This window comes from Longispora fulva (assembly GCF_015751905.1).
Classification (GTDB): domain Bacteria; phylum Actinomycetota; class Actinomycetes; order Mycobacteriales; family Micromonosporaceae; genus Longispora; species Longispora fulva.
In genome coordinates this window covers 8,456,115-8,480,960 of record NZ_JADOUF010000001.1, presented here as the reverse complement: position 1 = coordinate 8,480,960, position 24,846 = coordinate 8,456,115, and the positions used below count along the sequence as shown (strand labels likewise).

General features: G+C 71.3%; 28 protein-coding genes. 15 read left to right on the top strand and 13 right to left on the bottom strand.

Going from position 1 to position 24,846, the window contains the following annotated elements; genetic code table 11:
- Nucleotides 1-3 precede the first annotated feature (3 nt).
- Nucleotides 4-1,476: a COG1470 family protein gene (locus IW245_RS39135; RefSeq protein WP_197008086.1), complete on the bottom strand. Its 1,473-nt coding sequence runs from the start codon at nt 1,474-1,476 to the stop codon at nt 4-6.
- Nucleotides 1,477-1,712: 236 nt separating this feature from the next.
- Here IW245_RS39135 and IW245_RS39130 point away from each other — a divergent pair, with 236 nt between their 5' ends.
- Complete coding sequence (locus tag IW245_RS39130; RefSeq protein ID WP_197008085.1) at nt 1,713-1,892, top strand: hypothetical protein; 180 nt, start codon at nt 1,713-1,715, stop codon at nt 1,890-1,892.
- A 129-nt stretch (nt 1,893-2,021) separates the two neighbouring features.
- On the opposite strand, the gene IW245_RS39125 is transcribed toward IW245_RS39130, so the two are convergent.
- On the bottom strand, nt 2,022-2,909 hold the full coding sequence (locus tag IW245_RS39125) for an alpha/beta fold hydrolase (protein WP_197008084.1): 888 nt from the start codon (nt 2,907-2,909) through the stop codon (nt 2,022-2,024).
- A gap of 149 nt (nt 2,910-3,058) precedes the next feature.
- On the opposite strand from IW245_RS39125, the gene egtB reads away from it, so the two are divergent.
- The 4 genes from egtB to IW245_RS39105 are packed head-to-tail and all read left to right on the top strand — an operon-like array spanning nt 3,059 to nt 6,703.
- Nucleotides 3,059-4,360 (top strand): ergothioneine biosynthesis protein EgtB, encoded by a 1,302-nt coding sequence (egtB, locus tag IW245_RS39120; protein WP_197008083.1) that lies wholly within the window; start codon nt 3,059-3,061, stop codon nt 4,358-4,360.
- 3 nt (nt 4,361-4,363) lie between these two features.
- A complete protein-coding gene (egtC, locus tag IW245_RS39115; RefSeq protein ID WP_197008082.1) occupies nt 4,364-5,092 on the top strand; it encodes an ergothioneine biosynthesis protein EgtC in 729 nt (242 codons plus the stop codon).
- Nucleotides 5,092-6,042: an L-histidine N(alpha)-methyltransferase gene (gene egtD / locus IW245_RS39110; RefSeq protein WP_197008081.1), complete on the top strand. Its 951-nt coding sequence runs from the start codon at nt 5,092-5,094 to the stop codon at nt 6,040-6,042. The genes egtC and egtD overlap by 1 nt, the downstream gene beginning before the upstream one ends.
- A gap of 10 nt (nt 6,043-6,052) precedes the next feature.
- On the top strand, nt 6,053-6,703 hold the full coding sequence (locus IW245_RS39105) for an NADPH-dependent F420 reductase (protein ID WP_197008080.1): 651 nt from the start codon (nt 6,053-6,055) through the stop codon (nt 6,701-6,703).
- A 161-nt stretch (nt 6,704-6,864) separates the two neighbouring features.
- On the opposite strand, the gene IW245_RS39100 is transcribed toward IW245_RS39105, so the two are convergent.
- Nucleotides 6,865-7,296 carry a GNAT family N-acetyltransferase gene (locus tag IW245_RS39100; protein WP_197008079.1) on the bottom strand — a complete coding sequence of 144 codons (432 nt, stop codon included), beginning with the start codon at nt 7,294-7,296 and terminating at the stop codon, nt 6,865-6,867.
- Nucleotides 7,297-7,349: 53 nt separating this feature from the next.
- On the opposite strand from IW245_RS39100, the gene IW245_RS39095 reads away from it, so the two are divergent.
- Nucleotides 7,350-8,423, top strand: a complete 1,074-nt coding sequence (locus IW245_RS39095) for a threonine aldolase family protein (RefSeq protein WP_197008078.1) — start codon at nt 7,350-7,352, stop codon at nt 8,421-8,423.
- A gap of 10 nt (nt 8,424-8,433) precedes the next feature.
- Here the strand turns inward: IW245_RS39095 and IW245_RS39090 are convergent, their stop codons facing one another.
- Nucleotides 8,434-9,030 carry a TetR/AcrR family transcriptional regulator gene (locus IW245_RS39090; protein WP_197008077.1) on the bottom strand — a complete coding sequence of 199 codons (597 nt, stop codon included), beginning with the start codon at nt 9,028-9,030 and terminating at the stop codon, nt 8,434-8,436.
- Nucleotides 9,031-9,079: 49 nt separating this feature from the next.
- On the opposite strand from IW245_RS39090, the gene IW245_RS39085 reads away from it, so the two are divergent.
- Nucleotides 9,080-9,628 (top strand): GNAT family N-acetyltransferase, encoded by a 549-nt coding sequence (locus tag IW245_RS39085; RefSeq protein ID WP_197008076.1) that lies wholly within the window; start codon nt 9,080-9,082, stop codon nt 9,626-9,628.
- Nucleotides 9,629-9,758: 130 nt separating this feature from the next.
- On the opposite strand, the gene IW245_RS39080 is transcribed toward IW245_RS39085, so the two are convergent.
- The 4 genes from IW245_RS39080 to IW245_RS39065 all read right to left on the bottom strand — a co-directional run bounded on the left by IW245_RS39080 (nt 9,759) and on the right by IW245_RS39065 (nt 15,338).
- The gene (locus IW245_RS39080) at nt 9,759-11,444 is read right to left on the bottom strand and encodes a S8 family peptidase (protein WP_233472962.1); all 1,686 of its coding nucleotides are present in this window, start codon (nt 11,442-11,444) and stop codon (nt 9,759-9,761) included.
- Between the two features lie 146 nt (nt 11,445-11,590).
- On the bottom strand, nt 11,591-12,382 hold the full coding sequence (locus tag IW245_RS39075; RefSeq protein WP_197008075.1) for a class I SAM-dependent methyltransferase: 792 nt from the start codon (nt 12,380-12,382) through the stop codon (nt 11,591-11,593).
- Nucleotides 12,383-12,504: 122 nt separating this feature from the next.
- Nucleotides 12,505-14,094, bottom strand: a complete 1,590-nt coding sequence (locus IW245_RS39070; RefSeq protein ID WP_197008074.1) for an isovaleryl-CoA dehydrogenase — start codon at nt 14,092-14,094, stop codon at nt 12,505-12,507.
- 50 nt (nt 14,095-14,144) lie between these two features.
- Nucleotides 14,145-15,338: a peptidoglycan DD-metalloendopeptidase family protein gene (locus tag IW245_RS39065; protein ID WP_197008073.1), complete on the bottom strand. Its 1,194-nt coding sequence runs from the start codon at nt 15,336-15,338 to the stop codon at nt 14,145-14,147.
- Nucleotides 15,339-15,523: 185 nt separating this feature from the next.
- Between IW245_RS39065 and IW245_RS39060 the strand changes: the two genes are divergently transcribed.
- Nucleotides 15,524-16,246 carry an MgtC/SapB family protein gene (locus IW245_RS39060; RefSeq protein ID WP_197008072.1) on the top strand — a complete coding sequence of 241 codons (723 nt, stop codon included), beginning with the start codon at nt 15,524-15,526 and terminating at the stop codon, nt 16,244-16,246.
- A gap of 172 nt (nt 16,247-16,418) precedes the next feature.
- Entirely contained in the window at nt 16,419-17,027 is a 609-nt protein-coding gene (locus IW245_RS39055; RefSeq protein ID WP_197008071.1) for a class I SAM-dependent methyltransferase, read from the top strand.
- Nucleotides 17,028-17,215: 188 nt separating this feature from the next.
- Here IW245_RS39055 and IW245_RS39050 read toward each other — a convergent pair whose 3' ends face one another.
- Nucleotides 17,216-17,650, bottom strand: coding sequence for a hypothetical protein (locus IW245_RS39050; RefSeq protein ID WP_197008070.1), 435 nt, complete (start codon nt 17,648-17,650; stop codon nt 17,216-17,218).
- Between the two features lie 315 nt (nt 17,651-17,965).
- On the opposite strand from IW245_RS39050, the gene IW245_RS39045 reads away from it, so the two are divergent.
- From IW245_RS39045 to IW245_RS39035, 3 genes are read left to right on the top strand one after another with little or no spacing between them, the layout of a single operon-like run.
- Nucleotides 17,966-18,595 (top strand): GOLPH3/VPS74 family protein, encoded by a 630-nt coding sequence (locus IW245_RS39045; RefSeq protein ID WP_197008069.1) that lies wholly within the window; start codon nt 17,966-17,968, stop codon nt 18,593-18,595.
- Between the two features lie 55 nt (nt 18,596-18,650).
- Entirely contained in the window at nt 18,651-20,186 is a 1,536-nt protein-coding gene (locus IW245_RS39040) for an APC family permease (RefSeq protein ID WP_197008068.1), read from the top strand.
- A complete protein-coding gene (locus tag IW245_RS39035) occupies nt 20,183-20,773 on the top strand; it encodes a GNAT family N-acetyltransferase (RefSeq protein WP_197008067.1) in 591 nt (196 codons plus the stop codon). Before IW245_RS39040 ends, IW245_RS39035 begins: the two co-directional genes overlap by 4 nt.
- Before the next feature lie 135 nt (nt 20,774-20,908).
- On the opposite strand, the gene IW245_RS39030 is transcribed toward IW245_RS39035, so the two are convergent.
- Nucleotides 20,909-21,871, bottom strand: a complete 963-nt coding sequence (locus tag IW245_RS39030; RefSeq protein ID WP_197008066.1) for a threonine aldolase family protein — start codon at nt 21,869-21,871, stop codon at nt 20,909-20,911.
- On the opposite strand from IW245_RS39030, the gene IW245_RS41945 reads away from it, so the two are divergent.
- A complete protein-coding gene (locus tag IW245_RS41945; RefSeq protein ID WP_267920032.1) occupies nt 21,870-21,998 on the top strand; it encodes a hypothetical protein in 129 nt (42 codons plus the stop codon). The genes IW245_RS39030 and IW245_RS41945 overlap by 2 nt on opposite strands.
- 4 nt (nt 21,999-22,002) lie before the next feature.
- On the opposite strand, the gene IW245_RS39025 is transcribed toward IW245_RS41945, so the two are convergent.
- From IW245_RS39025 to IW245_RS39015, 3 genes are all read right to left on the bottom strand, one after another.
- Nucleotides 22,003-22,452: a hypothetical protein gene (locus tag IW245_RS39025; protein WP_197008065.1), complete on the bottom strand. Its 450-nt coding sequence runs from the start codon at nt 22,450-22,452 to the stop codon at nt 22,003-22,005.
- Between the two features lie 142 nt (nt 22,453-22,594).
- Nucleotides 22,595-22,774, bottom strand: a complete 180-nt coding sequence (locus IW245_RS39020; RefSeq protein ID WP_197008064.1) for a hypothetical protein — start codon at nt 22,772-22,774, stop codon at nt 22,595-22,597.
- Nucleotides 22,775-23,173: 399 nt separating this feature from the next.
- Nucleotides 23,174-23,353: a hypothetical protein gene (locus IW245_RS39015; RefSeq protein WP_197008063.1), complete on the bottom strand. Its 180-nt coding sequence runs from the start codon at nt 23,351-23,353 to the stop codon at nt 23,174-23,176.
- Nucleotides 23,354-23,644: 291 nt separating this feature from the next.
- On the opposite strand from IW245_RS39015, the gene IW245_RS39010 reads away from it, so the two are divergent.
- Complete coding sequence (locus IW245_RS39010) at nt 23,645-24,352, top strand: XRE family transcriptional regulator (protein WP_233472963.1); 708 nt, start codon at nt 23,645-23,647, stop codon at nt 24,350-24,352.
- A 3-nt stretch (nt 24,353-24,355) separates the two neighbouring features.
- Nucleotides 24,356-24,823, top strand: a complete 468-nt coding sequence (locus IW245_RS39005) for an NUDIX domain-containing protein (RefSeq protein WP_197008061.1) — start codon at nt 24,356-24,358, stop codon at nt 24,821-24,823.
- Nucleotides 24,824-24,846: the final 23 nt, after the last annotated feature.

The window sequence follows — 24,846 nt, the reverse complement described above, 5'->3', positions numbered from 1 at the left end:
CGATCAGGGAGTGACCCGGGACGCGGCGGCGGCGTTGTCGGCGGCCGTCTGGGTGCGGGTCGTCGGGGTGACGCACACGTGGTCGGCGTCGCGGGCGCCCCGCCAGACGTAGCCTGACCTGCAGGTGTCCACCCCGGACGCGCCGCCGTTGGGTTCGCGACGCGCGGTGGCCTGGGCGTTGTCCTGGCCGGCCTGGGTGCGGGTCGTCGGGGTGACGCAGACGTAGTCGCCGGGGAAGGCCTCGCGCCAGACGTACCCGGACCGGCAGTTCCTCGGCGCGGTCAGGAGCCGCGAGGTGGCCTGCGCGTTGTCGTCCGCCGTCTGGGTACGCGTCGCCGACGTCACGCACACCAGGTCGGTGGGGGTGGCCTCGCGCCAGACGTACCCGTTGACGCAGGTCCGGGAGCCGTAGGCCCCGCTGGTCCACCGGGAGGAGGCCGCCCCGTTGTCGGCGAGCACCTGGCTGTGCACCCCGGGCTGCACGCACACGTGGTCGACGGGGAACGCCTCCCGCCACACGAACCCGGTGCGGCAGGCGTCCGCCGGCCCGGCCGACGGCGTCGGGCTCGGGCTGGGCGACGGCGACCTGCTGGGCGACGCGGACGCCGACGGGGTGGGCGACGGCGGCGACACACTCGGCACGGGGCTCGCCGCCGTCGCGACTGTGGCCGGGGTCGGGGTCGGGCTCGCGCTGGTCAGCAGGGGCGCCACCTTGGCGGCGCCGAAGCCGATCCCGGCGAGCAGGACGAGGACCCCGGCGAGGATCGGCACCCACCGGGTGAACAGGGCCACGGCCTCCCGACCGCCGTCGAGCCGCACGGGCTGCGCGGACGGCCGGGGCGTGACCTGCACCGTGAACCGGTGCGGCCGGGGCGCGCCCACGAACCGCCAGGGCGCGGTGACCGTGACCGGGACGGCCGTGCCGCCGGGCGGGACCGGCACCTCCCCGGCCGGCAGGCCGAACCGGAGCCGGCCGTCGGGGTCGCTGGCCGTGATCCGGACCGGTTCGACCACGTTGCCGGAGTTGCTCAGCTCCAGGCGGTGCCGGGTGCGGCCCCGGCCGGACGTGTTCTGGGGCACGAGGACCGCGCCGAGTTCGCGGAACACGCCCACGTCGAGGGTGCCGTCGGAGCCGGCGACCAGGCCCGGGTGCACCGTCGAGGCGGCCTGGACCCGGAAACCCGCCCGGCCGGCGGGGCTCGCGGAGGTACGGGGCGGGGCGAAGCGCACGGTCGCCTCGGCGCGGTCGCCCGGATACACCGACAGGGTGGCCGGCTCGACCGTGGCCCAGGCGGCGGCCGGGCCGAGGACGACGAGGGTGAACTGCTCGACCCTGGTCCCGCCGTTGTGGACGCTGAGCGCGACGGTGGCCGTCTCGCCCGGTTCGACGGCGGCGTGCCGGTCGGCGAGCACCAGCGAGGCGCCGGCCCTGTCGGCCTGCGGGGTGGCGGGCACGGACGTGGTCGGCTGCTGCACGGCCGGACCGTCCCAGCGCAGGTAGGCCCCGCACGAGGGGGCCGCACAGAACTCCGCACCGTCAGGGTTCGCCTGACCGCACTGTCGACACAGGAGGGCCACACCTCACCATCCCGCCGGCACCCCGATCCGCCACAGGGCACCGGGGGCAGTCCCAGTGGCCCTTTGGGGCAGTCCGAGGTTTGGAACCGGACAGGCCTGGGCACACAGAGGAGCACTCATCGACAGGAGGCACTATGTTCGCCATCATCGCCGCGGTCTCGTTCGGCCTGGCACTGCTGTTCCAGCTCGCGGGCATCGACCCGGGGCTGATCGACGCGACGACGCTCACCACGGCCGGACTGTTCTTCCTCGCCCTCAACTTCGCGGCCGGATCCGCGACCGGAGGCTGGTCCCGCCGGTTCCGCCGACGCTGACCGAAGATCGACCCCATCACACGGCTACGGCGGTCCCTGCCCCGGCGCGCATCGGCCGCCGGGGCACTGGGGCCCGCGATGGGCGCCTCGAGGCTTCGGCCCGCGAGGGTGGCGGGCCCGGGCCTGCGGCTAGAACGGCAGCGCGGCCAGCACCTCGGCGGGCTGCTCGACCGGGATCAGGTGCCCGGCCCCGGGGAAGGCGACGAGGCGCGCGCCCGGGATCCGGGCGGCGTAGCGGCGGGCGATGGCCTCGAAGTCGGCCACGTCGCGGTCGCCGTACCCCACGACGGTGGGCACGTCGATCGCGGCCAGGTCGGGGGCCGGCGCGCCGAGGACGTAGCGGTCCATGGCCGCCTGGTGGCGCAGCGAGGTCCTCAGTGGCCCGTCGAGCACGGCCAGCGCCTCCGGCATCTCGGACCGGTGCGGTCCGCGCAGCCACACGTCGACGTTGAGCCGGACGGCCTCTTCCATATCCCCCGCCTCCAGCGCCGCGTCCTCGGCGGCCGAGTAGGCGAGGAGTTCGGCCGACCAGACGTGCCCGGCGGGGACGGGGTCCGACACCTGGTCGTGGCCCGTTCCGGAGCCATCCGGCGCGGGTGCGGCAGGGGAAGCAGAGCCGCTCCCCAGCACGGACCCGGCATGGGAAGAGGGGCCGAGGCCGGCGACGGGGGCTGCGGCGAGCAGGGTCAGCGAGGTGACCAGGTCCGGTCGGGCGGCGGTGAGATTGACCGCGATCCGGCCGCCGTTCGAGCAGCCCACCACGTCGGCCTTCCCGACGCCGAGGTGGTCGAGGAGGGCCACCAGGTCGGCGACGTGCCCGAACGGCTCCGTCGGGGCGGCCGAGGCGCCGAACCCGCGCAGGTCGGGGCGGATCACGGTCCGCCGGCCGGCCAGCGCCGGGACGAGGGCGTCCCACATCCGGTGGTCGGCGATCCCGGCGTGCAGGAGCAGGACCGCCGGCCCGTCCCCCTGGACGGCGTAGGCCAGGCTACTGTTGTTGATCATGAGTTCGGGCACGTGGCTACCGTAGCCGCGTCCGTTGAGGCCCGTACACCCGGATTCCGGGGTCGCGGGGCCCCGGCACCCCCTGATTGTCGATATTCGGTCACCTGATCCTGGTCTTCCGTAGGTTCGGTGGGCAAGAATGGGGGAAGCGAGGAGGAGATTTGACCGACCCCGATGATCTTCGGGCCCGGGTCGCTGGCGAGTTGCAGCGGGCCCGGTCGCGGAGCCTGTTACTGACCGACGCCGTGGACGACGCCGATCTGGTGCGGCAACATTCGCGACTGATGTCCCCCCTCGTGTGGGATCTCGCGCATATCGGTAACCAGGAGGAGATCTGGCTCGTTCGGGACGCTGGCGGGCGGGAGCCGGTCCGGGCCGACCTCGACGAGCTGTACGACGCCTTCAAACACCCCCGCGCCGACCGCCCCGCCCTGCCCCTGCTCGGCCCCGCCGCCGCCCGGAGCTATGTCCGCGACGTCCGCGACCACGTGCTGGACGTGCTGGACACCGCCCCGCTGGAGGGCAGGGAGCTGGTCACCGACGCGTTCGTGTTCGGGATGGTCGTGCAGCACGAGCAGCAGCACGACGAGACGATGCTCGCCACCCACCAGCTCCGGGTCGGCGACCCCGTGCTGGCGGCCGTCCCGCCGCCGCCCGGGCGTCCGGTGTCCGGCGAGGTGCTGGTGCCGGCCGGTCCGTTCACGATGGGCACCGACTTCGAGCCGTGGGCGCTGGACAACGAGCGCCCGGCGCACCGGGTCCACGTGGCGGCGTTCCGGATCGACGCGGCCCCGGTGACCAACGCCGAGTATGAGGCGTTCATCCGGGACGGCGGCTACACCGACGAGCGCTGGTGGGCCCCCGACGGCTGGGCGCACGTCCGCGCGGCCGGGCTGACCGGGCCGGGGCACTGGGGTCCGGACGGGACGTACACCCGGTTCGGGCGCACGGAGCCCCGGATCCCGGACGAGCCCGTGGTGCACGTGTGCTGGTACGAGGCGGACGCGTACGCCCGCTGGGCCGGCAAGCGGCTGCCGAGCGAGGCGGAGTGGGAGAAGGCGGCCCGGTGGGACCCGGCGACCGGCAGGTCCCGGCGGTACCCGTGGGGCGACGACGACCCGACGGTCGAGCACGCCAACCTGGGCCAGCGGCACCTGTCCCCCGCCCCGGTGGGCGCGTATCCGGCCGGGGTCTCCCCGCTGGGCGTGCACCAGCTGGTCGGCGACGTGTGGGAGTGGACGTCCTCGGTGTTCACGGGCTACCCGGGCTTCCGGGCGTTCCCGTACCGGGAGTACTCGGAGGTGTTCTTCGGGCCGGAGTACCGGGTGCTGCGCGGCGGCTCCTTCGGCACGGACGCCGCGGCCTGCCGTGGCACGTTCCGCAACTGGGACTACCCGATCCGGCGGCAGATCTTCGCCGGGTTCCGCTGCGCTCGGGATGTAGACGACGACGAACGGAGCTAACACATGTGCCGTCACCTGGCGTACGTCGGAGAACCGGTCACCCTGGCCGAGTTGCTGCTCGACCCGGAGCACTCGCTCCGGCACCAGTCCTGGGCTCCACGCGACATGCGGGGCGGCGGCACGATCAACGTGGACGGCTTCGGCGTCGGCTGGTATCCGGGCGACGGCGCGCCCCCGGTGCGCTACCGGCGCGCGGTGCCGATCTGGGGCGACACCAACTTCTCCTCCCTGGCCCGGTCGATCCGGTCCGGCGCGATCGTCGGCGCGGTGCGGGCGGCCACGCCCCGGATGCCGGTGGTGGAGACGGCGTGCGCCCCGTTCACGGAGGACCAGTGGCTGTTCAGCCACAACGGCGTGGTCCGGGGCTGGCCGGAGGTCGTCGCCGACGTCGCCGCCCGGCTGCCCGTGCTCGACCTGATCCAGCTGGAGGCTCCGACGGACTCCGCGCTCCTGTGGGCGCTGGTCCGCGACCGGCTGCGGTCCGGAATGTCCCCGGTGAAGGCGGTCGCGGAGACCGTCACCGAGGTGTACGAGGCGGCCCCGACCGCCAGGCTCAACCTACTGCTGACCGATGGGGAGACGATCGTGGCCAGTACCTGCGGACACTCGCTGTGGACCCGCCCCGGGACCGTGGCGTCCGAACCGTTCGACACCTCCGGCGACTGGGCGGCGGTGGACGATCACCGGATCGTGACCGTGACCCGGACCGGTACGACCACGGAGGCCATCTGATGGAACTCGACATCTACCTCGACCACACCGACCTGGCCAAACAGCTGCGCGCGGACGCGTCGGCCGGCCTGACGGCCACCCCGAAGTGGCTGTCGCCCCGCTGGTTCTACGACGCCCGGGGCAGTGACCTGTTCGAGGAGATCACCCAGCTCGACGAGTACTACCCGACCCGCACCGAGCGGGCCATCCTCACCGAGCGGGCGCACGAGATCGCGGAGCTGACCGGCGCGCGGACCCTGGTGGAGCTCGGTTCCGGCTCCTCGGACAAGACCCGGCTGCTGCTCGACGCGCTCAGTCCGGCGCTGTTCATGCCGCTGGACGTGTCGGTGAGCGCGTTGAAGGCGGCGGCGGTGGCCGTGCACGCGGAGTACCCGAACATGAGGGTCCATGCCCTGGTCGCCGACTTCAACCGGCACCTGGAGCGGATCCCGAGGGCCGAGTCACGGCTGGTGGCGTTCCTGGGCGGCACGATCGGCAACCTGATCCCCGAGGAGCGGGCCCGGTTCTACGCCGAGCTGCGCGGGGCCCTGGAGCCGGGCGAGTGGCTGCTGCTGGGCACCGACCTGGTCAAGGACCCGGGCACGCTGGTCCGGGCCTACGACGACGCGGCCGGGGTGACCGCCGAGTTCAACAAGAACGTGCTGCTGGTGCTCAACCGGGAGCTGGGCGCGGACTTCGACGTGGACTCCTTCGCGCACGTCGCGCACTGGGACGCCGAGCACGAGTGGATCGAGATGCGGCTGCGGGCCGAGCGCGACATGCGGGTCCACCTGCAGCGACTCGACCTGACCGTGGAGTTCGCCGCCAAGGAGGAGCTGCACACCGAGGTGTCGGCGAAGTTCCGCGAGGAGGGTGTGGCGACCGAACTGCGGGCCGCCGGATTCGAACCGCTGCGCTGGTGGACCGACCCGGACGACCTTTTCGGCCTGACCCTCGCCGTCGCGTCGTAAGATCAAGATCATGAACATCGGGGTACTGGGCACCGGCACCGTCGGGCAGACCATCGCCAGCAGACTCGTCGAGCTGGGCCATTCCGTCACCATGGGCGCACGCCAGGCGGGCAACGAGAACGCCACCGCCTGGGCTGCGGCACACCACGGGCGGGCCGGCACGTTCGCCGAGGCCGCGGCGTTCGGCGCGCTCGTGATCAACTGCACGAACGGCGCGGGCGCGCTCGACGCCCTGGCGGCGGCCGGCGAGGCCAACCTCGCAGGCAAGGTCCTGATCGACGTGACCAACCCGCTGGACTTCTCCGCCGGGATGCCGCCGACCCTGACCGTGGCCAACACCGACAGCCTGGCGGAGCGGATCCAGGCGGCGTACCCGGCGACGAAGGTCGTCAAGTCGCTGAACACCGTGACCGCGTCGGTGATGGTCCGGCCGGACACCGTGCCCGGCGACCACGTGGTGTTCGTCGCCGGCGAGGACGCCGGAGCGAAGGAGATCACCCGGGGGCTGCTGGGCGAGTTCGGCTGGCCGGAGGCCCGGGTGCTGGACCTGGGCGGGATCCGGGCGGCGCGCGGGATGGAGATGTACCTGCCATTGTGGCTGTCGCTGTACGGCGCGCTGGGTGTCGGCGCGTTCAACATCGCGGTGCACGCGGCGAAGTAGACCGCGGGGAGGGGGCGCCGCCGGCCCGCGGCGCCCCCTCCCCGTGTCCGTTTGGACCCGCTGAGGACGACGCTGGACTGCGCGAATGTCCCGACCGCAGGGCGCTGCCCTGGCGGTCAGGCCTTTCGCTTGCCAGCGCCGCCCTCAGCGGGCCACCAGGGTTAGACCAAACCTTTGGACTCGCCCGCGCCGGGGCCTCCGGTCAGCACCGCGCGGTTGCGGACGCCCATGCCGACCAGCTCGAACAGGCCGAGGCGGTCGTAGAACGGCTTCACGTCCGGGTCGCAGACCAGGTCCACCGAGTAGAGGTGGCCGGCCTCGGCGAGGATCCGGCGGACGAGTTCCGCGCCGATCCCCCGCTTCTGGTACTCCGGCAGCACCTCCAGCCACGGCACGAACCCGGTGAGCACCCCGTCGCTGATCAGGTTGACGAACCCGACGACCCGGTCGCCGTCGAGGGCGAGGACCACCCGGTGGCTGCCCCGGAGCGCTGCGAGATGCCGCTCGGCGGTGGGCGCCGCCGGCCAGCCGACGAAGAAGCCGGTCAGGCGGGTGGCGTCGAGGACGGAGACGTCCGTGGAGTACGCGATCATGTCGTCGATTGTCGCGGGTCGTGCCAGTGGTTTTCCCGTGGCAGGATCGACGGATGACCGAGACCGAGGTGGAACGCCGTACCAGGATCGTCCGGAGCTGCGCGCGCCGGCTCAACGGCAGCCCGATGCCCTCCCCCGCCGACCGGCTGGCCCAGCTCGCGGCGCACCCGGCGGCCGGCGGCCTCGGCGACATGTACGGCGACGGCGGCCCGGTCGCGGCCCTCGAGACCCGGGTCGCCGACCTGCTCGGCGCGGAGGCCGCGCTGTTCTTCCCGACCGGGACCATGGCCCAGCAGGCGGCGCTGCGCATCCACGGCACGACCGTGGCCCTGCACCCGCAGTCGCACCCCGAGGTGCACGAACGGCACGCCTATTCGACCCTGTCCGGGCTGCGGGCCGTGTGGCCGACCCGGGCGCCCCGGCTGCCCACGCCGGAGGAGATCGCGGCGTGCGAGCCCTTCGACACCCTGATGCTGGAGCTGCCGCTGCGCGATCCCGGTTTCCTGCTCCCGACCTGGGACGAGCTGACCGCGACGGTCGCCGCCGCCCGGGACCGGGGCGCGCGGGTGCACCTCGACGGGGCCCGGTTGTGGGAGTCGACGGTGCAGCTGGGCCACGGCCTGGCGGAGATCGCCGCGCTCGCCGACTCGGTGTACGTCTCCTTCTACAAGACCCTCGGCGGCATCTCCGGCGCGGCGCTGACCGGTTCGGCCGGGTTCGTGGCGGAGGCCAGGGCGTGGCGGCACCGGTACGGCGGCAACCTGTTCCAGCAGTGGCCGGCCGCACTGTCCGCGCTGGTCGGATTGGACGCGGAACTCCCCCGGCTGGAGGAGTACGTGGCGCACGCGAAGGTGGTCGCCGGGGCGCTCGCCGCACACGTGACCGTGCACCCGGCCGTGCCGCACACGCACCAGTTCCAGGTGTGGCTGCCCTACCCGGCGGAGGTGGTCAACGCGGCGGCGTTGGCGCACGCGGAGGAGACCGGGGAGTGGGTGCTGGGGTTCCTGTGGGACGCCGGGACGCCCGGGTGGTCGATGACGGAGATGACCGTGGCCGGGCCGGCGCTGGAGTGGACGGCCGAGGACGTGACGGCCGGGGTGAAGGCACTGCTGTCCCGCCTGTCCTGACGCCCCGCCGTCAGGGGGCGCACGCCAGGCCGGCGAGGAAGTCGTCGAGGAGGGCCAGCTGACGCTCCTCCGGGAACGCCGCCGGATCCAGCAGCGCCTGCACCACGACGCCCAGCGCGAACGACTGGGCCGCGGCCGCCACGGCGTCCGGGTCCTTTCCCGCCGGCAGTTCCCCGCGCAGCTGGGCCGCCTCGACGTGCACCCGGAGCCGGTCCCGCGACAGCGCGTACCGTCGGGCCTGTTCGGCGCCCAGCTCCGGGTCGGACAGCGCGACGTCCCACGAGCCGACCCAGATCCTGCTCATGGCCGGCTCGTCCCCGGTCAGGGGCAGGATGTCGCACAGGCCCGTCCGGAGCGCGGCCAGGCCGGCGGCGGGCGGTTCGAGCCGGTCGCGGGTCTCGGTGCGCTCGAACAGCACGCCGAGCGCGTGGGCGACCAGCGCGCGCTTGTTCGGGAAGTAGTGCACGAGCAGGCCGGTGGAGGCGTCCATCTCCGTGGCGACGGCGCGCAGGGTCAGGCCGCCGAAGCCGTGCCGGGCGAGGACCCGCCAGACGGCCTCGGAGACGTCGCGGCGGCGGGCTTCGTGGTCCCCACGGGCGGGTGGCATCGTGTTAGCGTACCTACCGAACATTCGTTATGTACGTAGGAGGCCGCCCATGTTCTCCCTGCCACTCGGTGACCGCGCCGAACTCCGCCCCCTGGACGTCTGGCGGGCCGGGGAGTTCCTGGCGAACCTCGACCGGTGCCGCGACTACATCTCGCCGTGGGTCGGCCGGGCCTTCGTGGCCACGGACCTGGACTCGGCCCGCACGGTGCTGCGCCGGTACGCCGACAAGCACGCCGCCGACGCCGGCGGGATCTGGGGGATCTGGCTGGACGGCACCCTGGTGGGCGGCATCCTGTTCGTGTCCTTCGACCCGGCGGCGGGCGTGGCCGAGGCCGGCTGCTGGCTGGAGCCCGCGGCGGTCGGGCACGGCCTGGTGACGCGCGCGATGGGCCACCTGCTGGACTGGACGTTCGGGGTGCGCGGGCTGAGCCGGGTCGAGTGGCGCACCATCGCCGGCAACGAGCGCAGCATCGGTGTGGCCAAGCGGCTCGGGATGCGGCGGGACGGGGTGCTGCGCGAGGTGAACGCGGCCGGGGAAGGCGGCACCCGGCAGGACGACGAGATCTGGTCCCTGCTGGCCCGCGAGTGGCGGGCGTGACGTACCCGAAAAAGGTTTGAGGCTTTCAGAGGAGGAGTGTCCAGAGCCTCCCAGCAGGGTCACTCCCCCTCTGAAAGCGCGAGCGGTGCCCCGGATCTCCTGAGGGGTGGAGATCCGGGGCACAGGCCTGCTAGAAGGTCAGGTTCCAGGCGTCGATCTTGCCGGTGTCCTGGGACGCGACGTCCTGCACCCGCAGCTTCCAGGTGCCGTTGGCGACCTCGGAGCTGGCGTTGACCGTGTACGTCTTGTTCACGTTGGCCGTGCTGTCGTTGTTCGGGAAGTCCTCCAGCAGGTACACCGAACCGTCCGGCGCGACCAGCGAGATGACCAGGTCGCCCCGGTAGGTGTGCACGATGTTCACGCCGACCTTCAGGGTCGTCGGGGCGTTGCCCGTGACCCCGCTGACCACCAGCGAGGACTCCGAGGTGGAGTTGTCGTTGATCGCCACGTCGGCCAGGTTCTCGAAGTACTTGCCCGGGGGGACGACGACGCCCACGGCCTTGAGCGCGTCGACCTGGCCCTCGCCGAAGAACGCGTTGTTCGCCGTCGTGCCGGTGCACCGGGTGTCCGAGGGGCACGCCACGTCGTTGGCCTGGGTGGACAACTTCGCCCGCAGCTGGGCCGGGGTGTCGGTCGGGTTCTGGCTGGCGAGCAGCGCCGCGACGCCGGCCACGTGCGGGCTGGCCATCGAGGTGCCGTTCATGGTGCCGTACTTGCCGCCCGGGATCGTCGAGTAGACCCCGCTGGAGCCGTCGCCGCCCGGGGCCGCGACGTCGATGACGCCGTTGCCGAAGTTGGAGTACGACGCCTTCACGTTGCCGTTGCCCATCGCGGCCACGGTCACGACGCCCGGCAGCTCGGTCGGGATGTCGATGCACGCGTTGGTGATGGTGCGGTTGACCGCGGTCGAGTCGTTCGGGCTCGAGGTGTCCGAGGTCTTGTTCGCCAGGTTGACGTTGGAGTTGCCGGCGGCGGCCACGTTCAGCACGCCCTTGCCCTCCGCGTACGCCGTGGCCCGCTTGACGCCCTCGATGATGGCGGCCTGGTCCACGTCATCCGGGCAGTTGAACTGCCACGGGTCGGTGAAGTAGCTGTTGTTCGTGATCTTGAAGCCGTGGTCACCGGACCACATGAAGCCGCAGACCGTGTTCTCCGCGAAGAACAGGCTGGTCGACGGCTCGGCGACCCGGACGGCCGCGATCTTCACGCCGGGGGCCACGCCCACGACGCCCTTGCCGTTCTTGGCGGCGGCGATCGTACCGGCGACGTGCGTGCCGTGGTCACCCACCGGACGCCAGGCACCCGTGCGGGTGTCGGCCTTGCCGTAGGCGCAGGACACCGAGTCGGTGGCGTCGAAGTTCGGGGCCAGGTCCTGGTGCGCGTCGTCCACACCGGTGTCCAGGACGCCGACCACGACCGACGAGGAGCCGGTCGTGACGGCCCACGCCTGGTCGGCCTTGATCTGGGTCATGTCCCAGCGGTTGGTCTCGGTCAGCGTGGTGGTCGACTGGGCCGGCGACGCGGGGATGGCCGGGTTGTACGCGTCCGCCGGCACGTCCGAGGTCCGGGTCGCGCCGACCTGCTGCACGCCGGACACACCGCGCATCGTCGCCGCGAACGACGCCGAGGTGGAGTGCGCGACGATGACGCCGATCGCGTCGTAGGAGGCGAAGACGGAACCGCCGTTGGTGGCGATCGCCGACTTCGCGCCCGCGGTGTCATTGGGGGCGGTGATCACGAAGTACGCGCGGGTACCCGCGGCCCACACGGCGGCCGGCGCGCTCGGGGCCGCGGCGGTGACCGTGGCGGGGGCCACGAACGCGAAGGTGGCACCGAGTGCGACTGCGGCGAGGGCGGATCGCCGCAGTCGAGTGGCAGTGAGGGGGTTCAATGCGTCCTCCGACTGACTAGGGGGTGACGCAACTTAGCCAAAGTCTTACTTAAGAAGAAAAGGCATTGAGCTTAAGAGTCCGTTAAGAGACCCGCCACAGTGATCAAATGGCTACTCGTCCCGAGCATGCTCGGGTCGCCCTCGACCTCCCGGAGCAGCTCCAGCATGAGTCCGCGCTGGTCGGCGTCTTCCAGCACCTCGCGAAGCCGGCCCGCCATCCACAGTGCACTCTCCACACACACCACCCGGCGCACGGCCAGGCCGGCGTCGCGGGCCTCGGCGGGCGGCTCGTCGGGATGGTGGAAGTAGGCCGTGGTGAAGTACGGGCCGCCGCCGTGCACCCCGGTGGTCAGCACGTCACGGACCAGGCCGACGAAGAACGGATCCGCCGCGTACCCCTTGACGAACCCGTCGAACAGGGACGCGAACCGGCCGATCGTCGCCCCGAGCACCACCCCGCCCGGCCGCAGCACCCGGCGTGCCTCCGCCCACGCCCGGACCCGGTCGGCCCGCTCGGTCAGGTGGTAGAGCGGCCCGAACAGCAGCACCGCGTCGACGCTCGCGTCGGGCACGTCCAGGGCGCGGGCGTCCCCGAGCGTCGCCGTCACGCCGGGAAGCCGGCCGGCGGCGTCCACATGCGAGGGAACCGGGTCGATGACGTGCACCCTGTGGCCGGCGGCGGTGAGCGGGGCGGCGTAGACCCCGGTCGCGCCGCCGACGTCGAGGATGTCGCACGGGGTGGCCGGCAGGGTGCGCTCCAGGATGTCCCAGGTGCGCAGGTACTCCAGCAGGCCGGTGCCGGCCGTCAGCCGGCCGTGTTCGCCGCCGCGGTTGTAGTAGTCGAGGACGTCGGGTCTCAGCATCGCCCCATCGTGACCCGCCCGGCCGACCGGAGTCGATCGATATTCGCCGAAGACCACAGAGCACGATCAGACCGTTACGGCGACACCTGACCCGGCGCGCGGCGGTCCCCGGGGTGCGCTTCTCAGCCCAGCCGGTCGAGGATCCCGTCCAGGTCCGCCCCGCCCGGCAGCGTCCCGAACGCCACCCCCCAGTCCCCGCCCAGCCGCGAGGCGCAGAACGCGTCCGCCACGGCCGGCGGCGCGTGCCGGATCAGCAGCGACGCCTGCAACAGCAGCGCGAGCCGCTCGACGAGCCGCCGCGCCCCGACCTCGGTGGCGTCAGCCAGCGCCAGGGTGCGCAGCGCCGCGTCGTAGTGCCGGTCAGCGCCGACGGCTAGGCCCAGCTCGGCCTGGAACGCCGCGACGGTCTCCGGCCGGCGCATGGCCCGCAGCGCGTCGAGGGCCGCCACGTTGCCCGAGCCCTCCCAGATGGAGACCAGCGGGGCCTCGCGGTAGAGCCGGGGCATGCCGGACTCCTCGACGTACCCGTTGCCGCCCAGGCATTCCAGGGCCTCGGCGGCGTGCGCGGGGCCGCGCTTGCACACCCAGTACTTCGTCACGGCCAGGGCAAGGCGGCGGAAGTCGTCCTCGCCCCGGTCCTTGGCTCCGGCCAGCCGCAGCGCCACGGTGGTGGCCGCCTCGGATTCGAGGGCCAGGTCGGCGAGGACGTTGCGCATCAGCGGCTGGTCGCGCAGCGCCTTCCCGAACGCCGTCCGGTACGTCGCGTGGTGCGCCGCCTCCCGCACCCCGGTCCGCATCCCGCTGGCCGCGCCGAGCACGCAGTCCAGCCGGGTCATGTTGACCATCTCGATGATGGTGCGCACCCCGTCGCCCTCGTCCCCGACGAGCCAGGCGGTCGCGTTCTCGTACTCCACCTCCGCCGACGCGTTGGACCGGTTGCCGAGCTTGTCCTTGAGCCGGACCAGCCGCATCGGGTTGAGCGCGCCGTCGGGCAGCACCCGGGGCAGCAGGAGGCACGACAGCCCGGCCGGGGCCTGGGCGAGCACGAGGAACAGGTCGGACATCGGCGCGGAGGTGAACCACTTGTGCCCGGTCAGCCGGTAGGACCCGTCCGGCTGCGGGGTCGCGGTGGTGGTGTTGGCCCGCACGTCCGAGCCGCCCTGCTTCTCGGTCATGGACATGCCGGCGATCAGCCCGCGCTTGGTCTCCGGGGGCCGCAGCCCGAAGTCGTAGGTGGTGGAGGTCAGCAGCGGCTCGAACCGGGCGGCCAGCTCCGGATTGCGGCGCAGGGCCGGCACCACGGCGTAGGTCATGGAGATCGGACAGGAGTGGCCGGCCTCGACCTGGCCCCAGACGTAGAACTGGGCGGCGCGGGCGACGTGCGCGCCCTTGCGGTCGTCGGCCCACGGCGCGGCGTGCAGGCCGCGGGACACCGCCGTGGTCATCAGCTCGTGCCAGGCGGGGTGGAACTCGACCTCGTCGATCCGGTGCCCGTACCGGTCGTGGGTGCGCAGCACCGGCTCGTGCTCGTTGGCCAGGCGGCCCAGCTCCCGGGCGTGCGCGCTGCCGGCCAGGACGCCCAGCTCGCGCAGGTCGGCGACGGACCAGTCGGCCCCCTCCCGGGCGACGCCCTCCAGCAGGGCCGGGTCGGCGGCGAGGTCGCGGCCGACGAGCGGCGGGACCTGGTTGGTCACCTCGTGGGTGGCGGACATGGGGTTCCTCCTCGCACCGGGAACCCCATGTTACCGCCTGGTAGCCGTCGTCAGCAGCCCGGCGGGACCGGCTGGCCCGCGTCGAGCTTCACGAACGCCGCCGAGACGTACCCGCCGTCGGGCTTGCGGTCCCACACGGTGCTTGTTCCATACGGACCAGACACGGAGCCGCCGGAGGCGGTGCACGCGATCTGGATGACGTCGTTGTGCGCCTGGGAGCCGATCACGCCGTAGCTCGTCCCGGGTCCACTGCGCACGTTCACGCTGCTGTAGGTGCCCGAGTTGACGGTGCCGGTGGAGTAGGTCGGAGTCGGGCCGCCGCCGCCGTAGTTGACGAGGTTGCAGCAGGTGTTGCCGTAGATCCTCGTGCCGTTGCGCTCGGCGTAGCCCTGGTAGGCGCTGGAGCCCTCGTACCAGGTCCAGCCGCCGATGTCCTTGCCCTGCACGGCCACGGCCGTCGAGCCCTGCCACAGGGTCCAGTGCACGTGGTCGCCGTTGGCCGAACCGCCGCACGGTAGCTGGGTGTTGATGTCGCCGACCTGCTCACCGAGGGCGATGTCGGAGCCGTCGGGCTTCGTGGTCTGGTTGACCGTGTGGTAGTACCCGGTCGTGTAGCCGTTGTCGTGCACCACCTTGATGTACGGCCAGCGGGCCGACGTGCAGAACCGGTAGATCTTGCCGGCCCGCGACGCCCTGACATGCCCGTCGCCGCCGTAGAAGTCGATCGCGTTGTAGGGCCGCGACGTGCCGGAGTCGCCGTGCACGCCCCAGTGCGCCCAGCCCGCGCCCTGCGCCCACGGCAGGGCGAGCCCGGTGGCGGTCCCGGCGAGGGCCGGCCGGACCGCGAACAGTGCCCGCTCCCCCGCGTCGACCACGGGGGCGACCTGGGCCGCCGCGCCGAACTCCGGCGTGCCCTCCAGGGTCACCCGCCACCGGCCGGCCACCCGGTGGGCGAGGAACAGCGCGGTGACCGGGGAGGCCTCGACCCCGTCGGGGACCCGGATCACCGCGCCGCCGAACACCCAGGCGCCGGAGCGGCGGCTGGGCTCGACCATGGTTTCCAGCGCCGTGCTCGCGTACGCGGCCCGGGCCTGGGCGCCGCGCTCGGCGACGAGGGTGCTCTCGACGGTCCGCCGCAGCGCGGTGTCGTCGGCCGGTCCGGCCTGGGCAGGGACGGCGGCGACGGCGAGCGCGCCGAGCAGGGTCCCGAGGGCGACTCCGGAGCGTAGCCAGAGTGGAGACATGAGGTACTCCTTGTGAGGGGTGGTATATCAGATTTGATATTCATCGCGATCAGTACCCGTGGTCAAAGTTTGTCCAATGTGTGAACGTTCCACCGAAATAGCAGGCGTGACCTGCGGCGATGCCGTCGACCGTCCGCCATTCCGTGAATCACCATATTCCTCATCAAAGTGGATATCATGGGGCGATGAAGGACCCGACGTGGTGGCTGCTCACCGCCCGGCTGGGCTCCGCGCTCGGCCTCGGCATCGCGATCGGACTGGAACGCCAGTGGCGGTCCCGGAGCGCCGGCCTGCGGACCACGGCCCTGGTCTCCACCGGTGCGGCGATGTTCGTGCTGATGAGCGTCCTGACCGACCGGGAGGCGAGTCCCACTCGGGTCGCCGCGCAGGTGGTGTCCGGAATCGGATTCCTGGGCGCCGGCGTCATCATCCGGGAGGGCGGCAGCCTGCGCGGCATCAACACGGCCGCGACGATCTGGTGCGCGGCGGCCGTGGGCTGCCTGTCCGCCGCCGGGCACCTCGGGGCGGCCGGTGCGGGCACCGGCGCCGTGATCGCCACCAACCTGCTGCTGCGGCCCGTCGCGCTGCGGATCGACCGCCGGGTGGTCTCCGCGCCCGGCCGGCACCGCGACTACCTGCTGCGGGCCGTGTGCCGGGACGAGGACGAGGCGCAGATCCGCGCGCTGCTCGTGCACGCCCTGCCGGCCGACCTGTTCACGCTGCACGAGGTCCGCAGCCGCGACCTGGAGGACACCGGCAGGGTCGAGGTGACCGCCCGGCTGACCGCTGCCGTCGCCGACCCGGGACAACTCGAGGACGCCGTGAGCATGCTGAGCCTGCAGCCAGGTATTACAGCGGTCAGTTGGCAGTTTGTCAGTCGTGAACCCGACGAGGAGGACGACGTCTAATACAAATGGTGCGAGAAATTGTCGCCTGGCGGAATAGATCAGAAGTCAATAGCTGACGAAAATTTGTTTTCTCAAGATCAACACACCAGTTTGCTTGATTGGGCCAAATCTTTGCCATAGCCTGGCCGAGTTATCGATTGACACCCCCCCGTTGACGATAAGGAACCCGGCAATGAGTGAAGCACTCACGTCGTCGGAGTACATGGCCGCCACCTACCGCATCGCGCTCGCCGAAACGACCCGCGCCGTGTTGAGCATCGGACGATGCTCGGACGGTGACCGGGTCATCAACTACTGCGCCGGCACCGGCGAGGACAACCTCGCCATCGCCGCGGCCGTGGCCCCGACGGGGGTCGTCTACGCGGTCGACGTCGACCCGGCGAAGCTCTCGCGACTCGGCGTGCTGGCCAGGGCCGGAGGCAAGGCGGACCTGGTGCGGCCGTGGCCGAAGGACGCCATGTTCGCGGCCGACACCCCGCACGTACCCACGCATATCGCCTGCCTGTTCGGCCTGCACCGGCTGTCGGACCCCGGCCTGGCCACCCGGCGCTGGGCCGAGGGCTGCAGCCCGGCCACCAAGCTCCTCACGGCGGACTGGGCGACTCCCGGCGACGCCACGCTGCCGGCGGTCTCTGCGGCGTGGACCCTCGTCACATCGGTCACGCTCGAATTCCCGGTGCCGGCAATGGTTCCCACCGCCCGCCGTTCCGGTGACGCTCCGCCACCTCCGCGACTGATGGCGAGTGTCGTGGTCCGGGAATGGACGGGCACAACTCGTTGACCGTCGATTCCCTCCCTCGGGATAACGTTCACGAAGCGGACCCGAACAATCCATCGTGTACAGTCACGCTGATCTTTGTATTGCCCACTGAGGACGACTTGTCGAGTTAGCCGACAATTGTCTGACACAGATAGAAAAAGGGGTGGACCGGTCGCGCGCCCGGTCCACCCCTCCTCAGTTGGCCCCGTTTAGCAGACCACGGTCTTCTCGACGGAGACCGTCGGTCCGAACGGGCCGTAGTTCGCGCTCGCGCTGAACTCCGCCTTCACGGTCGCGCCGCAGCCGACCGTGTCGCCACCCAGGAAGTACTGCGCGTTGCCGTAGACCCGCGACGGGCCGGAGGTCCGACCGAGCTGGGCCCCACCCACGACGTAGCTGCTGCCGAACGTGTAGACGTTCGCCGGCGAGAAAGGGCTGCCGCCGGTCACCTGGGCGTACGAGTGCGCCGACGCGCCGTCGGTGTACACGCACACCCGGTAGGTGATGTTGCCGCCCGAGAACGTCGAACTGCACGTCTCGGTGCTGGTGCTGGCCGAGGCGGGGCCCGCCGCGACCATCAGGCCGGCGGTGGCCAGTCCGGCGAGTACCGCCGCCGCCGCGCCGCGCTGTGCGATCTTGCGCATTCTCTTCTCCTCTGTGTCCCATCCACGCACCGGCTCCCCCAGCACGTTATCCACTGTGGATCAGATGTAATACATTATGTATCACTCGGTCAGACGGATGATCAACTCTGACCGGAGGGGTGAGGCACAGATCACAATGGAGAGTGCGCAGGCCAGAGGTGTCCGCACCTGATAACCCACTGTGGCCGGTTGCCCACAGCGAGACGCACACCTATTCTGTAGCCGCATCGACGCCGGTAGTCACGGCATACCCGACTCATCACACGAGGCCCGCCCCCGCCTCGCGAACCTGGCCCGCCCTAGGAGACAACCCCGGTGCTACTCGCCGACGAGTTCTTCCTGATCGCCCACGACGACACCGACGGTCGTCGCCGGCTGCACGGCAGGGCGACCGACCTCGGCCTCGCCGGGGCCCTCCTCGGCGAGCTCGTGCTGTTCCAGTGTCTGGCCATCGAGAACGGCATCGTCACCGTCATCGACCGCCAGCCCCCGGCCGACCCGCTCGCCGCCGTCGTGCTCGGCGACATGCTCGGCTCCCCCCAGCACCGCGACATCCGCACCTGGCTGGCCTACCTCAGCCAGACCGCCTCGGAGAACGTCGCGCACCGCCTCGTCGAGCTCGCGTTCCTCCGCCGCGAGGAGTCCCGGATCCTGTGGCGCACCACGGTCCGCTACGTCCCCGTGGACTTCGCCCAGAACGGCTGGCCGGCCCCCCGGCTGCGGATGTCGCTCACCGAGGGCCGCCCGATGGACCTGCACGAGATGGCCCTGGCGGCGCTCGTCGAGGCCGCCGGGCTGTTCGAGACCGTGGTGTGGGACGGCAACCAGGCCTCCGCGCGACGGTACCTGCGGCGGATCGTGTCCACCCTGCCGGCCTCCCTGCGCGAACTCGCCGGACATGTCGAAGCGGCCGTCGGGGACGCCGTCCTGACCCACAGGGGTTGACGCCCCCACGTCGCCCCCGTGCACCCCCATCCCCCACCCGAAGGAAGACACCCCCATGTCCACTACCGGACGCAAACGCCCGGACCACGTGTCCCAGGCGCTGGCGAGCAGCAGGCTCGGCGTGCCAGCTGTCGTCTTCTTCGTCTTGTCCGCCGCCGCGCCGCTCACCGTCGTCGGCGGCGTCATCACCACCGGGTACGCGGTCACCGGCATCACGGGCCTCCCCCTGGCCTTCCTCGCCGTCGCAGCCGTGCTCGTGCTGTTCTCCGTCGGGTACGTCGCGATGGCCCGGCACGTGTCCAACGCCGGCGCCTTCTACACGTACGTGACCCGGGGTCTCGGCCGGCCGGCCGGGATCGGGGCGGCGTGGGTCGCGCTGCTCGCGTACAACATGATGCAGGTCGGGCTCTACGGCGGCTTCGGCTTCGTCGCCGCGCCGCTCCTGAACGACTGGTTCGGCGTCTCCCTCGCCTGGTGGGTGATCGCGCTGTTCTCCTGGGCCCTGGTCGCCGTGCTCGGCGTCATGCGGGTCGACATCAACGGCACGATCCTGGCGTTCCTCCTCGTGGCCGAGATCGCCGTGATCGTGGTCTACGACGCCGCCAGCCTGCTCAACCCGGCCGGCAACACGGTCAGCTACGAGACCCTCAAGCCCAGCAACCTGTTCGTGTCCGGGCTGGGCGCGCTGCTGGTCATCGCCGTCACCGGCTTCGTCGGCTTCGAGGGCGCGGCGGTGTTCGCGGAGGAGACCAAGAACCCGCGCCGCACGGTGCCCATCGCCACGTACGTCTCCGTCGGCATCATCGCCACCCTCTACGCCGTGTCCGCCTGGGCCATGACCGTGGCCACCGGGCCGGAGAACATCGTCAACACGTCCCGGGAGAACGGCCCGGAGACCATCTTCCTGCTCGCGGGCGCGCACCTGGGCACCACTGCGGTCCACATCGGACACGCCCTGCTGCTGACCAGCCTGATCGCCGCGATGATCAGCTTCCACAACACCACGGCCCGGTACGCCTTCGCCCTCGGCCGCGAGCGCGTGCTCCCGGCGGCCTTCGGCCGCACCAGCCGCCGGTCCGGGGCGCCCAAGGTCGGCTCCCTGGCCCAGAGCGCCCTCGGCCTCGTCGTGATCCTCGGGTACGCCGCCGCCGGCCTCGACCCACTCACCCAGCTCTTCTTCTGGGCCGGCACCAGCGGAGCCTTCGGGGTGCTGCTCCTGATCACGGCCACCTCCGTCGCCGTGATCGGCTTCTTCAGCCGCGAGCCGAACGGCGAGTCCGCGTGGCGCCGCCTCATCGCCCCGGGCCTGGCGGTGCTGGCCCTGAGCATGATGGTGGTCCTGTCCGTGAGCAACTTCGCCACCCTGCTCGGCGTCGAGGCCACCTCGCCGCTGCGCTGGATCGTGCCGGCCCTGTTCCCGGTCGCCGCCCTGATCGGCGTCGGGTGGGCCCTGGTGCTGAAGGCGACCCGCCCCGACGTGTACCGGTCGATCGGCCTCGGCGCCAACAGCTCCATCGGCCGCACCGGCCCCAGCGTGCTCGCGCCCGAGGCCCCGGTCTCGCCCCGCGTCGCCACCGAGGGGGCTCGATGAGCTCCGTCGGCATCACGGTGGCAGGCGACAGCGACGCGAACCTGGTCGCCGGGCTGATCGCCAGCGCCTTCAACGACCTCGACGTGGCCCGGTGGCTCGTCCCCGACGTGGTGGACCGGGCCAGGATCCTGCCCCCGCAGTTCCTGATCCTCGTCGAACACGCCCTCAAGCACGGCGAGGTGCACCTGACCGTCGACCGGGACGCCGCCGCCGTGTGGTTCCCCCGCGACGGCTCCCCGCTGCCGGCCCCCGACGACTACGACAACCGGCTCGCCGAGATCTGCGGCCCGTGGACCGACCGGTTCCACACCCTCGACGAGCTGTTCGACGCGCACCACCCGCACGAGCCGCACGACCACCTCGCGCTCCTCGCCGTGCTCCCCGGCCGGCAGGGCAAGGGGGTCGGCAGCGCGCTGCTCCGGCACCGGCACGCGTCCCTGGACGCGGCCGGCCGCCCGGCGTACCTGGAGGCCAGCAGCCCCGAGAGCCGGGACCTGTACCTGCGGCACGGCTACGAGCTGCGCGGCGAGCCGTTCACTGTTCCGGACGGCACGCCCTTGTGGCCCATGTGGCGCCGCCCTCAGTAGGTTGGGCCCCGCTCAACGACGATGCGTGCGTTGGGGAAGGCCCTGCATACAACACCGGTATGCAGGGCCTTCCCCGCCTTCGCCTCCCCGCCCTGAGCGGGGCCACTGCGCCTTAGATCAAGGTCTAGAGCCAGATCAGAGCAGGGGCTTCAGGGCCGCGACGGTGGTGTCGATGTCCGCGTCGTCGACGTCCTGGTGGGTGACGAGACGGACCACGGTCGGGCTCATCGCGCCGATCAGCACCCCGCCCTCCCGCGCGCCGGCGACCACCCGGGCCGCGTCCGGCACGGTCACCAGCACGATGTTCGTCGCGGCGGTCACCCCGAGCGCCCCGGCCAGCCGGGCGGCGCGGGCGTGGTCCTGGTCGAGCCGGGCGATGTTGCCCAGCGCGTAGTCGCCGGCCGCTGCGTAGATGCCGACCTGGCGCAGGCCGCCGCCCATCCGCTTCCTGATCGGCCGGGCCCGCGCGATCCGCTCGGCGCTGCCGAGGACCAGGGAGCCGGCCGGCGCGCCGAGGCCCTTGGACAGGCAGACGGCCATGGTGTCGAACAGTCGGCCGTACTCGGCCAGCGGGACGCCCGTGGCGACGTGCGCGTGCCAGATCCTGGCCCCGTCGCAGTGCACGGCCAGCCCGTGCGCGTCGGCCGTCTCGCGGAGGGCCTCGAGGTCGGTGAGGGGCACGACGGTACCGCCGCGCAGGTTGTGGGTCTGCTCGACGACGACCGCGGCCGTGGGGACGGCGTTGTAGCCCTCCTTGCGGATCATCGCGGGCACCTCGGACAGTTCGCGGTAGGTGCGGCTGCTCACGCCGCCGTATGCCGCCGCCGCGCCCAGTTCGTAGGCGAGGACGTGCGCGTCGGTGTCGGCGAGCAGCTCCTGGCCGGGGCTCGCGATCAACTGGACGGCGATCTGGTTGGCCATCGAGCCCGTCGGGGTCCACAGGGCGGCCTCGTGGCCGAACAGGGCGGCGACCCGGTCCTGGAGCGCGTTGACGGTGGGGTCCTCGCCGTACACGTCGTCGCCGACCTCCGCGGCGGCCATGGCGGCGCGCATCTCCGGTCCGGGCCTGGTCACCGTGTCGCTGCGGAGATCAATCATGCAGACACCCTACGTCCCGCCCCGGACCGTCGCCCGGGAGTCCGGCCGAGTCCAGATCAAACCCGTCATCCGGGTACGCGCGCGCCCCGGTGCCGGTAGCCAGCCAGAGCGGGCCACCGGCACGTGAGTGGCTACCTGACGTAGATCTTGGGGCTGTACGCGGAGCTGGAGGGCTTGCCCGCTTCGGTGGCCCAGGCCCGCACCTTGTAGCCGAGCGACCACGCGCCAGGGTCGCCGCAGTTCACCAGCCACTGGGTGCCGGTGGAACCGCGCTGGTCGGAGGTGAGCACGTTGCCCACGCCACAGCTGCTCTGGAAGTGCGGCTTGCCGTCGGAACCCATGTAGTCCACTTCTGCGTAGATGCGGGTGTCGGTGCTGAGGACGGTCCAGTTCACGACCGCGTTGATCTGACGGTCGTAGGCCGTGCCGTAGGCGCACGCGTTGAAGATGACGTAGTCGTTGAAGTTCAGGTCAGCACTGCAACCGCCGCCTGAGGAACTGGCCTGAGCCGGGCTGGCCACCGCGAGGGAGCCGACGAGGAGCGCGGCGGACGCGCCGATCACACTGAGGATTTTCTTCATGTCGTGATTGAACCGGCCCCGCCGGAGGCCGGGAACCCATGTGCCCGTCCGGATGCGTCCGGGATCGTCCAGAGGCTCTCGCCGGGCACGCGCGGCGCTCAGGAACGACGGAGTACCCAGAGCGCGATGGTCGCCACGATCATCACGAGAGCTGCTGCGCGCACGTGGGCTTCTCTCCGGTTGTCACATACTCGCTGATCATTGTCGCGTGGCTGCCGTCCCACGGCCTGACGTTGTATCCCCACTCATCGAAGTGGGCCACGGCGTCGGCCGTGTCCGCGAGGGGCTCGTTGTGAACGGGCGACCAGTTCATGAACCTCAACGCTGCTCTCCTTCATACGTCTCGCGGTGCCGTGCATGACATTCGATCAGCCTCGGAGGACGTCGAGGACGGACAGCGCGAGAGCCGTCACGATCACCAATAAGGCGAGGAGCGTGATGGAGTGCAGGATCGAAGTTGCCCGCGATACGCCCGTTCGGCCAGCGTGACGGGTGCGCCTGGTCACGTGACAACCGCCGCACTGCCCGCAGAAATCGGCCCGCCACGAACCCTGCCCCAGCGCGATAGCCTGAACGGCTTCGTCGAGTGTGACCGTCGAGAATCCTGCCGCGCGAAATGGACAGGGCTTCGCGGGTAGTCGCGCCCAGGCGGTGGCGGTCCTGATGTCGACCGATCCTGGCTGCACCAACGAAAACTCTCGTGTTGGGTCTTCCCCCCTGTTCACGGCATGAGTCCGAGGCGGTCCAGGAAGCGGTGTGCCTCGATCCGCGCGTAGCACGGTGCGTGGATGGTCACGCCAGCGAGGATGCAAGCCGCGCAGTGCCCCTCATCGTCCTCGTGGTGTGTGTCCATGACCTGCCGAGCGTCGTGCTCAGACGTGATCTCCGCCAGTTCTGCCATGAATCATCCTCTGCTTGGGTCGTGGCATTGCTTGGATGGGCAGCTCCCGGCCGACCTACTCGACATCCGTTGACTGGGGAAGACAGACGGGAATTCAGCCAACCGGGAGCACCCTGGGAGTAGTCAACCCGTTACCCAACGCGAAATCGACCGCCCTGCGGGATGTGTTGAAGACGTCTACCCGGGGCCACAAACGTCCCTTCGAGTACTTGAGACGTCCCATCCGGGAAGCGTTGAATTCCTCGTATGAATGAGCGTCTACGTACGACGATGCTGCGCGGGGGCGTCTCCGTGGAGGAGTTGGCCGAGGCATGCGAGGTTGACCCCAAGACTGTTGAAAGGTGGATCTCCCACAACCGGGTGCCGCACCGTCGGCATCGTTGGGCTGCGGCCCAGCGGCTCGGCACTGACGAGACCTACCTCTGGCCCGACGTGCTCGCCAAGGGCGACGGCCGACTGGCGGAAGCCAGCCGTTCGGAGCTCACAGAGGTCTATCCCGACCGTGCGTCGATCCCTCGCGACACGTGGTTGAGGCTGTTGACGGGCACCCAGGAACACATGGACGTCCTCGTCTACTCAGGCACGTTCTTCGCACAGACCCAACCCCGGGTCGCCGCCATGCTGGCCGAGCGCGTCTCTGCCGGGGTGCAGGTGCGTTTGTGTTTCGGCGACCCCGAAAGCCAGGCGGTCGCGGTCAGAGATCAGGAAGAGGGCCTCGGCGGGACCATGGGGGCGAAGATCCGGGCGAGCCTCACCTACTACCGTGACCTCGTCCGGTTCGACGGCTGCGAGATCCGACTTCACGCGACCACGTTGTACAACAGCATCTTCCGTTACGACGACGAACTGATCGTCAACGCTCACGTCTACGGAGAGCCAGCCAGCCTCAACCCCGCTCTGCACTTCCGTAAGCTCGATGGCGGCACCTTGTTCGCGCACTACACGGCAAGCTTCGACCGGGTGTGGTCCGAGGCCGTACCGTGGAATCCGGGAGGCTGAGCGATGGGACGCGTCGAGTACTGGAATGATGCCCGGGCTCCTCACCCCAATAGCCTGGTCCCCGCCTGCGGTGTGCTCGCCGTGGACGACGCGGGGCGCATCCTGCTCCAGCGGCGCCGCGATACCGGCCAATGGGCACTACCGATGGGCAAACAGGAGCTGGGCGAGACCCCGACGGCCTGCGCGACCCGCGAGACACACGAGGAGACCGGCGTTCTCGTCGAGATCACCGGTCTCCTCGGCATCTACTCCGACCCGGGCCACATAGTGGCGTACACCGACGGTGAGGTCCGCCAGGAATACGAGGTCACCTTTCTCGCGCGGCCGACCGGCGGAGCCCCTGCCGCCAACGACGAAGCCAGCCAGGTCGGATGGTTCGCCGTCGCCGAACTCGGCGGACTGGACATCCACCCGACCATGCGCCGCCAGATCGACCATTTCCTGAGCGGCCGGTTCCCCCACTTCGACTAGCGAGGTGTCGAACCGCCGAACAC